4 protein-coding genes are annotated in these 12,214 nt (G+C 41.7%); 3 read left to right on the forward strand and 1 reads right to left on the reverse strand.

What is annotated here, in order from left to right; genetic code table 11:
- Nucleotides 1–397: 397 nt before the first annotated feature.
- Complete coding sequence (locus PR683_RS18965; protein WP_272581941.1) at nucleotides 398–5,242, forward strand: inverse autotransporter beta domain-containing protein; 4,845 nt, start codon at nucleotides 398–400, stop codon at nucleotides 5,240–5,242.
- Nucleotides 5,209–8,964: an invasin domain 3-containing protein gene (locus PR683_RS18970; RefSeq protein ID WP_272571694.1), complete on the forward strand. Its 3,756-nt coding sequence runs from the start codon at nucleotides 5,209–5,211 to the stop codon at nucleotides 8,962–8,964. The genes PR683_RS18965 and PR683_RS18970 overlap by 34 nt, the downstream gene beginning before the upstream one ends.
- A gap of 60 nt (nucleotides 8,965–9,024) precedes the next feature.
- On the opposite strand, the gene rtcR is transcribed toward PR683_RS18970, so the two are convergent.
- Nucleotides 9,025–10,608 (reverse strand): RNA repair transcriptional activator RtcR, encoded by a 1,584-nt coding sequence (gene rtcR / locus PR683_RS18975; RefSeq protein ID WP_196724031.1) that lies wholly within the window; start codon nucleotides 10,606–10,608, stop codon nucleotides 9,025–9,027.
- Between the two features lie 486 nt (nucleotides 10,609–11,094).
- Between rtcR and PR683_RS18980 the strand changes: the two genes are divergently transcribed.
- A complete protein-coding gene (locus tag PR683_RS18980) occupies nucleotides 11,095–12,213 on the forward strand; it encodes a slipin family protein (RefSeq protein WP_196719087.1) in 1,119 nt (372 codons plus the stop codon).
- Nucleotide 12,214 lies beyond the last annotated feature (1 nt).

A 12,214-nucleotide genomic window follows, 5' to 3' on the forward strand; every position in this document is an offset into this window, starting at 1 on the left:
TAGCTGCTCTTTCAGTGTTAAAATTTGCCCCTTAACAGGGGCATTTTTAGTTCAATTAATCTAGCTTATTGCTTTATTGAATCGCGACTAAATTTACTATCATACTCACCAAATATTGCACTTTAACAAACCTTTAAAAGCCATATTCTAATGTTAGTATTTTGTATTTTCATAAGCTAATCAATTGTTTTTATTCAAGTAAGATTTATTCTCAGCCGATAAAAAACACCTTTATATAGGCAAGGAGGTTATTTTTCAGCGTTATCAATAAAAACCGCCCATACTACGATTTTCCACCTTGTAATTTTCGCTTCTGTTTAAGTCAAACTAATTCACAAGCTCTTACCTGTATAAGCATTCAACAATAGCCAAGTTAATAAAACTAGGAATAAATTGAATGAACTCCGCTACGTCAACTATAAAGCAAACACTGAGACATAAAATCTCAAATGGCTTTGTCCTCTTAACTGCAATATGGTCTTCGGCCATCATGCCGGTTATGCCAAGTTATGCAAAAATGCTAACACCTGATGACCTACCGACTCTGGGGAGTGACCCAGTACTAACCAATGATGATAAAACAGAGAAGCTTATTGCTGAATATAGCCAAAGCGCCGCGCGTTTTATCTCTGATAAGAAAAAAGCAGCGGATCTTGCAGATATGGCGCAGGACTTCGCTCGCAGTAAGGTCACAAACGCAGCAACAGATGAAATAAATCGTTGGTTATCTAAAACCGGTAATGCCAAATTCAGTGTTGACGTAGATAAAAAATTATCCATTAAAAATACCCAATTAGATTGGTTAGTGCCTTGGTATGACAGTACCGATTTATTATTGTTTACCCAACATAATATTCATCGCACTGATGGCAGGCTACAGACCAATAATGGTATTGGGGTTCGTCGCTTTACACCTAAGAGCATGATGGGCGTCAATGCCTTTTTTGATCATGACTTATCTCGCTACCACTCTCGCCTAGGTTTCGGAGCCGAGTACGCACAAGATTTCTTAAAACTAAGCGCCAATACCTATTTACGTGCATCAGAATGGCGTAGTGCTTCTGAATTAAATAATGACTACAATGCCCGCCCTGCTAATGGATGGGATTTACAGGCTGAGGGCTGGTTGCCTTCTTACCCCAATATTGGCGGAAATCTTAAATTTGAGCAGTATTTTGGCGACGATGTTGCTCTATTCGGTAAAGATAAGCGCCAAAAAGACCCACTCGCCACCACAATTGGGGTGAACTGGACCCCGTTCTCACTGGTAACTTTAAGCGCAGAACAAAAAATCAGTGGTGGATTAAGTGAAACTAATGCCAAATTAGAGTTCACTTGGGCACTAGGTAAGAGCCTCGCAGAGCAACTTGACCCGACTAAGGTTGGTGACTCTCGTCGCCTATTAGGTAGCCGCTATGATTTTGTTAATCGTAATAATAACATCATACTGGAATACCAAAAGAAAACGCTGATAACTCTATCACTACCTGCGATTATCCAAGGGAAAACTGGGGATGAGATACCTTTAATCAATGCCCTCAATACCAAATATCCGTTAGACAAACTGACCATTCATGCCCCCGAATTTTTAATGGCGGGAGGAGAAATCATCCTTGATGGCGCTCTGACAAAAATCAAACTCCCTTCCTACAAAGTCGCTATGACTGAGCAGGAAAGGAAAAAAAACAACCTTTACCGATTCACGGTAACGGCATCTGATAGCAAGGGAAGCATTACACCACAAGCCTCAACCTTCGTTGAAGTAACCAACTCAGGGGTACTATCGATTAAGCATAACGAGGTCATTAAAAAAGGAAACTCTCTCGCCAATGGACAAGATATCAATGTATTAACAGTTACTGCCAGAGATGTTTTAGGCAATATAGCACCGGATTCAACCGTAACCTTTACCTTACCGACTGAACTAAAGCTGGTCACACAAAAAGCCACATCTTCAAGTATGGCTTTCAAGAACCTGTATAAAAAAATGCAGGCCGCTAAATCAACGGATAAACAAAAATATAAAGTTATCACCAATATAAAAGGAGAAGCTTCGGTTCAATTCACCTCTTTGACCATGGGTGAACACCGAGTTCAAGCCGTTGCAAATGGCGGCGTACCAATTGAAACCGCTTTTTTCTTTATTGCCGATACGCAACAAGCACATATTAATCATTTCAATGTTCTTAGTGATAATGCGGTTGCCGATGGAAAATCTAAAAATAAAATTCAATTCCATATCACCGACAATCACTCACACCCAATTCAAGGTGCCATGCTGCAACTTGATGCGATAAATGCCAATGCCACACAATTGAGCCCGACCGATGAACAAGGCAATACTGACGTTGAGGTAACAAGCCAAGTCGCAGGGCCTGTTAAAGTAACAGCAACACTGAATGAACAAAATGTAACGGTAGAAACGCATTTCGTGTTTGGCCAACTAGCCCATGTCACCATTTTAGATCTCTCACAAGCCGAGGCTGGTACAGACAGCAACATCAAAATTTCATTAACTGATACACATGGCAATGCCGTCTCGGGGGCTGATGGTACTGTCACGGTCAATATCGATGGTAAACCTACCCCAATAATAATTAGTGAAACCTTTCCGGGTAGCGGAGTTTATACAGGGAAATTACCAGGACAGCATAGCGGTACACCAAATATCACCGTCACTGTTGATGGGCAAACCTCTCCCCCTGAGACGCTGATTGTTGAGCAACCAAAAACCATTTCACCAAACAATACGGACGGTACAGGCCAAAAAGGGGAAAAAGGCGTTATTGATAATATCGTCACCACCCCAAACAAAACCCATGGTTTACAATCAGGGGATACTCTTGAGGTTACCGTTACCATCACCGATACCTTTGGTAATGGGCTATCAGGCTTAAATACCGATAATATCGATATCGGTAAACATAAAGGCGATACGCTGACATGGACGGACAATGGTGACGGCTCGTACACCACCACCTTGCCATTAACTGAAGTCGGCAACAATGACCTGACCGCCACCATCAATGGTACTACGAGTTCAAAAACTGACGTTCTCGTCAATAATGCCAGCGGAACTGTTCATATTGATAAAGTCAAAATCATCAAAACAGAAAAACCAGCGGCAGGTATAGATAGCACCATTACCCTCGAATTAACCGACAAACATGGCAACCCAGTGGTTGGTGAAACTGAAGTTACTGTCAATATAAATGATCAGCCACACACTTTGCCAGTAACAGAAATCTCTCCGGGTATTTATGAAGCTATTATTGCTGGGCAACTCACGGGCAACCATGATATTTCCGCTATTGTTAACGGGAAAGAATCACCAAATGAATTGCTAATTGTTGAGCAGCCACAACCTGTTAAACCCCAAAATCCAAACGGTACAGGGCAAAAAGGTGAACAAGGCGTTGTCGATAAAATCGAGATCAAAACAGGTAACACAGTCGGCCTGCAATCTGGCGATAAGCTCGAGATCACCGTCACAGTCACCGATGCCTTTAATAACGGCTTATCAGGCTTGAACACCAATAATATCGATATTGGTAAACATAAAGGCGATACATTGACATGGGTTGACAACGGTGATGGCTCTTACACTACCACCTTGCCACTCCCCGAAGTCGGTAATAATGACCTCACTGTTTCCATCAATGGCACTGCAAGTCCACAAAAACAAATTCAAGTTAGCAATGCCGCAGGGAAAGATAAAGTCAGCAAAGTTGCCATTATCAAAACAGAGCAACCTGCTGCAGGCTCAAACAGCACTCTGACTGTGCAATTAACCGATAGCAACGGCAACCCAGTAGTCGGTGAAACTGAAATTATCGTTAATATTGATAACAACCCACACACTTTACCCGCGAAAGAAGGGAAACCGGGTATCTATGAAATCACGCTGCCAGCACTGCAAGCGGGCAAACATGATATCCATACGAGTGTAAATAATACTGTATCAATCAAAGAAAGCTTACTAGTTGAGCAGCCAAAACCGATTTTCCCGAATAACTCAAACGGCACAGGCCAGCAAGGTGAGAAAGGTGTTATTGATAAGGTGACGATCGCACTTGATCACACTCACCGTTTTGAATCCGATAATCCTCTTGAAATCACGGTAACAGTAACGGATGCCTTTGGTAACGGTTTGGCGGGTTTAAATACCGATAATATCGATATCGGTAAACACAAAGGGAATACCTTAAACTGGGTAGATAATGGCGATGGCTCTTACACCACCACCTTGACCTTAACCGACGTTGGTAGCAATGATTTAACTGCCTCCGTCAATGGTAGCCACAGCCCACACACCGAAGTTCAGGTCAATAATGCCACAGGGGCATCCCATGTTGATAAAGTCAACATCATCAAAACAGAAAAACCGGCAGCAGGCACAAACAGTACCGTCACTATCGCGTTAACCGATAAACATGGCAACCCCGTGGTTGGCGCAACAGAAATTACCCTCAATATTGATGGGCAAACCCATAAACGTCCTGCCAAAGAAGGTAACCCCGGTATTTACGAAGTGACACTACCCGCACTACAAGCAGGAAATCACAACATTAGCGCGAGTGTGAATGGTAAGGGCTCAACTGATACAACTTTAGTGGTTACCCCACCAACGCCAATTAAACCCAATAACACAGGTAAGCCGGGAGAAAAAGGCGTGGTTAATAGTATTACCATGACAACGGGCAATACCAACAACTTACAGTCTGGCGATCAACTTGAGATCACCGTCACCGTCACCGATGCCTTTAATAACGGTTTAACTGGGCTCAATACGAATACAATTACCCTTGGCGGATTTAACGGCAAGCCAGTCTGGACAGATAAAGGCAACGGTACTTACACGACCACTATCACATTAACTGAACTTGACTCGAAAGATTTAATTGCGTCAATTAACAGCCATAAAACCTCCGTAAAACAAATTCAAACTAGCAACGCCGCAGGGAAAGATAAAGTCAGCAAAGTTGAAATAACTAAAATAGAAAAAGTGGATGCGGGCTCTCATAGCACCTTGACTGTCGCATTAACAGACAAAAACGGCAACCCAGTGGTCAGCGAAACTGAAATTATCGTTAATATTGATAACAAACAGCACACATTGCCTGCGAAAGAAAGGAAACCGGGGATATATGACGTCACACTGCCAGCCATGCAAACGGTATTGAAAAAGTACAAGCCAATGATATTCAATTGGAGCACAACCATACGTTTGCTTCAAAGCTAGTTTGGAAAGAAAACGGAGCAGGTGTTTATACCTCCGTGCTTCCATTATATAAACAAGGGAAAAACACCTTTGTCAGTCGCGTTAACCACCAAGCAAATGCCCCACTGGTGATTAATGTCAGCGCATTAACTGACCCAACACAAGTGAAAACTGTTGAGCTCAAAGCCAGCACCAATCAACTGACCGTAGGAAGTCAAACGGAACTGACACTTCAATTAACCGACCAATGGGGTAATGGTGTTGAAGGGGTCACGGCGAAAGATATCACCATAAATGATGCGCATATTAAGAAAAACCTCACAGGTTTAAATTGGCTATCAAAAGGGAATGGAACCTATACTGCGTCAACAACGGTCGCAATTGCAGGAATTCACCCCCTAAAAGCAACTGTTAACCTAATACAAAGTAAAAAGGTATTGATTAACGCCCAGCCATCGACTAACCAAAGCCAGATCAATAAGGTTCAGCTAACAACAAACTTGAGCACCATAACGGCAGGCGATAACGTTACGTTATCTTTAAAAGTCACTGATAGAGATAACAACCCAGTTATTCACCTCAATAATAATACGATCACACTCACTGACAGTAATAATAAAATATCCGCTGTCTGGGATGAAGATAACCATGGCTTAGGTATCTATACCACCACCATCATGCTCAGTGACGTTAAAATGCATACTCTCAGTGCGGGTATTGGTAAATTTACAGATACAACCACTGTCACGGTCAATTCACCAACTGGTAAAGATGCTGTAAAAACAATCACTATCTCACCGATATCCGACAGTGACGCAGGACAACCATCATCATTATCCATTAGTTTAACTGACCAATATGGCAACCCAGTTAAAAATATTAGCAGTAGCGATATCAAAATGAAAATTGATGATAAAGAGCAAAATATTATATTTATGGAAAAAAACAACATAGATAGATATATCGCTCAGCTCCCTGCGGCTAAAGCGAGTAACTATAAAATCAGTATCGGCGTCAACGGCAAGTCAAAAACGGTGTATTGGAACGTCAAAGCACCAAAAGAAATTTTGATTAACTCTTATGATAAAGATTGTTTGCGTGGCTCATTAGACACCATGTCTATCACCCACAACGCAAAAAATAATACAGTAAATTCAGGCGATAAAATCACCCTAAAAGTCGGACTAAAAGATAAGTTTGGTAACAAGCTGACTGGGGCATCATCGAAATTGAAGTTATTAACTGACTTGCAATCGACCTCCATATGGAAAGAACTTAAAGATGGTTTTTACTCTCAAGAACTCACTATGAACAAGTTACACTCGCAGCCTATTCAAGTTGCCGTAGATAACATGATCAGCGATAAACTTGAGCTAACCGTTGCCCCAGCCAAAGGTGTAAATAACGTCCATAAAACCACTCTTGAAACCGATGTAGGTACTCTTGAAGCTGGGAAAGAGGTGACCTTAATATTAGCGCTAACAGACAGTGTTGATAATGGTGTTATTGGTATCAATGCAAGTGATATTCAGCTCACCAAAAATGATAATCCAGTTAACGTAAAATGGGATAGCCTACAAGATGGCGTCTATACCACTAAACAACAGTTAAAAACTGTCGATAATTACCAGTTTAAAGCCACTGTCAATAAGCAACCAAGCCGCATTCAAACCGTAGAAGCAACTGACCCAAGTGGCAAAGATGTGGTGAAAACCGCAGCACTTTCCACCAACACCAACACGCTTGATGCTGGTAAAAAAGTTGACTTAACGTTAAAACTACAAGACCAATATGGCAATTTGGTGACTGACGTCACAGGGGCTGATATTGTGTTAACCGATAATAATAGCGCAGAAATTATTGATAGCCGCAGTATTGCTTGGCATGAGGTATCGACAGGCGTGTATAAAGCCACCTTACCATTAACCAAAGTCGGTAAACACACATTAACCGCGACGGTGAATAAACAAGATGCCAATACTAAGGAAGTCACGGTGAAAGCCTTGAAAGGGGCTAGCAATGTTAATGAGATTAAATCAACTCCTGCAGTAACTTCAATGAGTGCAGGTGAGAGCACTAAATTAACCCTCACCATGCTTGATAAATATGGCAATGAAGTGGCAGATGTTGCCCCGAAAGACATGAAACTCGAAAATAGCGATAATACTATTATCACGAAAGCATCGTGGGTGAAAACACCATTACACGATAGTGTCTATACCGCTCAGATAACCTTAGAGAAAGTTAAACAACACACTTTATCGGTTGAGGTAAATGGTCAGATAAAAAAAATCAACATTGATGTGAAACCACTGAAAGGCGCTAAAAATATCGCGAAAGTTGAATTAACTACGCCAGCAACGGCCAAATTAGGTGTGGATACTCCACTGACATTACAACTCAAAGATAGGTTCGGTAATGGTGTTATTAATGTTGCTAATCAAGATATTCAATTAACACATAATGGCAAAGAAAAAAGTATCACTTGGACCGAAGACTCTAATGGGCAATACACCACAAATTGGCAATCGACGAAAGTCGGTAAACATCAATTAGATGTGGTAGTTAATACTAACCGTTTGATAAAACCTATCGAGATCGAATTTATGGCTCCGCAAGGCGCAAACAGTGTTGAAGTTATTCACATAAACACTTTAGACACCGCAGAAACTGGAGATACCGTTAAAGTGACACTCCAATTACGAGATAAAAATGGTAACGGTGTTATTGATATCAGTCCAAGTGACATTACTTTATCGAGTAATAAGCAACCTTTATCTTCATTAGTATGGAGTGATGATAAACTTGGAAACTATTCAACCAATGTTAAGTTTGACACTGAAGGAAAGCATACATTAACGGTTATTATCAATAATCCAGCCAAAATAACAGGAAAAAAAGAGATTAATATCCAAACAGACGCCCCTATTTTTGACAGCGGGAAAAGTGAATTCTCTGTTGATACCGATTCAGTTGAAGGTAATGGCAAAGACAAGGCGATAATAACCTTAAAGCTTATCAATAAAAATGGAGTACTTATCTCAGGTAAAAAACCAAAGATCACTTCAAGTAGTGGAGTCCTAAGTAACGCTGTTATGAAAGAAACCGCAGCATCAGGTGTGTATACTGCATCTATCTCGAACTTAAAAGCAGAGAAAGTAATGGTAACCCTTGACTCTAATTCAATTGGTCATGTGGGTACCGAACAGGAAATTGATATCTATTTCTATTCTTTCCAACATATTGACTACCCTGCCACCGCAATGATTTACAAACAGTATTTTCATTTCTATTCAATAACAAAGGATTATACTGATTATACATGGGAGAATAGCCATCCCGGTGTGATAGGCTTTGGTACCAAGTTGGTCCCTTATATAGAGAATAAACCAAGTCGTCAAAAAAATGTCATCAAATTAACCGCTAGGCCGAATAAAAACAGCCATAAACTTGAAGCTATACGCGCAACGATAACAATAAATACATATTTCTACCCTACGGACACGAGAGAGCGTCATATGGATGATTCTGGGTGCAGCATTGATGGAGGCCGTCCTGCCTATAACTCAGAAATAGCAATGTTATTTCAAAACCCTCAGAAAAAAATAGATACTTATCATAATGTTCTAGGATTGTACTGGACAGGAAATGATTCTGCGAGTCTTACTGCCGACAAGGTTATTTCCATGCAGGCCTCATGGTATGACCATAGTCTAAAAACACTTTGTATTATCGAATATTAACCCCCTCATCCCCGCTTCGGCGGGGATTTTTCTTTCTACGATTTAGCAATATAGCGTCCCTCAATACCCCGCCTTCACCCCATCCCAATCCAATTCAAATTTGGCGAGATATTTTCGCAGCCTGTCCGCATCATTGGGCTGTTTTTTGTGTTGCCGTGATACTGCAAACAGCTCACGCCCCGCCTCGGAAAGGGAAGATGAACGGCGGCAAACTTCAAGTACTGTTGCCAGTTGCTGCTTATCGAATAAATCAATCTCACCAATTTGCTTTGGAAATGTATTGGTTGATTTTGGCTGCCATTGAGACTGCAAACGGCTAATTTCCTCCTCGGCAACCACTTTAGTAATGCGCCCGCGCTCGGCAAAGGTCGCCATTCGGCTAATGGAGGCACCCAATTCACGGAAATTGCCGCGCCACTGGGCTTGAGGGGAACAGGCAAACTTCACATACAGGCTGCGAGCCTCACTATCAAAGCGAATTTGGTTTTGTTGGTCATGGCTAAACTTCGCCAGCTCATAATCGATGTTGGGTTCAATATCTTCACGACGGTCACGCAAGCCCGGTAGGGCAAAGGTCCACATATTGATACGGGCGTATAAGTCTTCACGAAACTTACCCGATTCCACTTGCTTTGCAAGATTACGGTGGGTTCCCGCTATCAGCTGGAAATCACTGTGGATTTCATTGTCGGAGCCAAAAGGAAAAAAACGTTTTTCTTCAATGGCTTTGAGTAACATAGCTTGTTCATCAAGGCCAAGTTCTGCAATTTCATCTAAAAATAAAATGCCGCCATCGGCTTCTTTTAACAAACCGCCTCGTGCATTTAGTGCCCCAGTAAACGCCCCTTTGACATGGCCAAATAGCGTCGACATGGCATTATCACCGCGCAAAGTGGCGCAGTTCACTTCCACAAAACGCCCCTTGACTTGGTGGCGGCTTTCCCGCAATTGGTAAATGCGTCGCGCCAAAAACGACTTCCCAGCCCCCGTTGGGCCATTGAGTAAAATCGGCGCTTTTGAGCGCAAAGCCACCCGCTCGATTTGCTCAATCATGGTGTTAAACGCAGCATTACGCGTGGCAATCCCGGATTTTAAGAAGGATACCTGCTGTTGCTGCTCTGTTTGGAAGCGACTGGTGATGTGGGTATAACGGCTTAAATCAAGGTCAATCACCGTATGAATGCCGATTGGGTCTTTTTCTCTCCCCTTTTGGCTGGGAGAGGTTTGGATTAATTTGGCAGGTAAATAATGAGCTTCGGTTAATAAAAACCAACAGATTTGTACCACATGGGTGCCCGTCGTGATATGCACCAGATACTCTTCGTCGTCAGTATCAAATTGATAACTTGAAGAAAAATCCAATAACGAGGTATACACCTCTTCGAAATCCCACGGGTCGGCAATATCCACCTCATGCAGCACCACTTCGGTATTGGGAGAGGCTTGCTCAATATCCTCCTTCACCCGATGCGCCATGCCATAGTCATTGACCTGATGTAGCAGTTCAAAGCGACCGATATCCAAATCAGGTTGTTGGCACAAGCCTACCGTTGGGCGCCATTTTGTCCAGCGATTGGCTTTTTTACCTCGCCTATCGAGTACCGTGCCCAGTACGCCAATAACAACTTTGCGTTTTTTATTCATAATGAGTTTATATAAATTTATAAAAGACGAGATAAAAATATAATAAATAGCCTAATTCATTTCATCATTCAATGTTAGTAAAATTTCATTAAAATATTTATTTGTTATTTTTCAATGACATAAAAATATTTATTATATTTTCATCAAAGTTGGCACGCTTCTGGCAATTATCTATTTATCCACTGCCGAAAATTGTCTGAACTTCGCGTTCAACCGGTGCAGACATGGTGGCGTTAGTCACTACATGGTCTGTATGCCGCCGTCAGTAAGATACCTTGGTAATAGCCTAGCTATCAGGTTCGACTCCTGAAAAAAATACAAATCCAACTGTATAAAACTAAGTTGAAGTTAAGCTTAAAACCACCACTCGAGAACCTTGCCGAGTGATGAGCAGAAATTTAGACAGCCGTACTGGGCACTCTACTTTTCCCCTCACCACTTCACTTTTTTCTTCAGTGGTGGATAAACCATAAAAAAGGAAAAATAATGAAAAAAATCAATATCGCTCAAGGACAAATCGCATTGACCGCTAAAAATGGGGATTTTAAACAATTACTAACAGCGGGTGAGCACCATTTAAACGACTGGTTCAATCGATTGACAGTGTCATTGTTCACCCTCGACAATGAGGCCATTGATGAAAAATTGGCCGACCACTTACGCCAATTTCACTCTGATTGGGTTGATGAGCACTGTATTGACATCATTTTAGCTGATGATGAGATTGGTTTTATTTACTTGCACAATAGCTTGGCAGAAATCTTGCCACCAGCAACCCGTCGGTTGTATTGGAAAAATGGCAATAGCTTAAAAGTGGAACTGCAATCACTAGAAAATAGTGTTATTGACTCCGCCTTAGTTGCCCGCTTAATGGGTAAAAAACGCATTAAAGGCAATGAGTTGGCCTTGATTAGCCAAGTACCTGCATGGCATGTCGGTATGCTAAAAATTGATGGTGAGATACAAGATTTATTACAACCAGGAACTTACGGCTATTGGAAAATCAACCACAAACCTGAGGTTGAAATCATTGATACGCGTTTGCAATCACTTGAAGTCAGCGGGCAAGAAATTTTAACCAAAGATAAAGTCACATTGCGCGTCAATCTGTGTGCTAATTGGCGCTATCAGGATGTTTTGCTGACATTTTCAAAATTGAGTCAGCCTGTAGAACATTTATATCGTGAATTACAATTCTCAATAAGAGAAATCGTGGGGACTCGAACCTTAGATGAACTGTTAGAAAACAAGCAACTAATTGATGAGCTGATGTTGGCTCAAGTGGCGCAATGCGTCACTGAGTTTGGCCTAGAAATCGATAGCATTGGTGTTAAAGATATTATTTTACCGGGAGATATGCGCACGATTTTATCCCAAGTAGTCGAAGCCGAGAAATCGGCACAAGCAAACGTGATCCGCCGACGTGAAGAAACCGCGGCGACTCGCTCACTGCTAAACACCGCTAAAGTGATGGAAAACAACCCCATTGCCTTGCGTTTGAAAGAGCTCGAAACCTTAGAAAATATTGCGCATCGCATCGACCAAATTTCTGTTTACGGTGGATTAGACCAAGTATTAAACGGATTAGTAAAAATTAAGGAATAAA

The sequence above is a fragment of the Providencia sp. PROV269 genome, from assembly GCF_028477785.1.
Lineage (GTDB): Bacteria > Pseudomonadota > Gammaproteobacteria > Enterobacterales > Enterobacteriaceae > Providencia > Providencia rettgeri.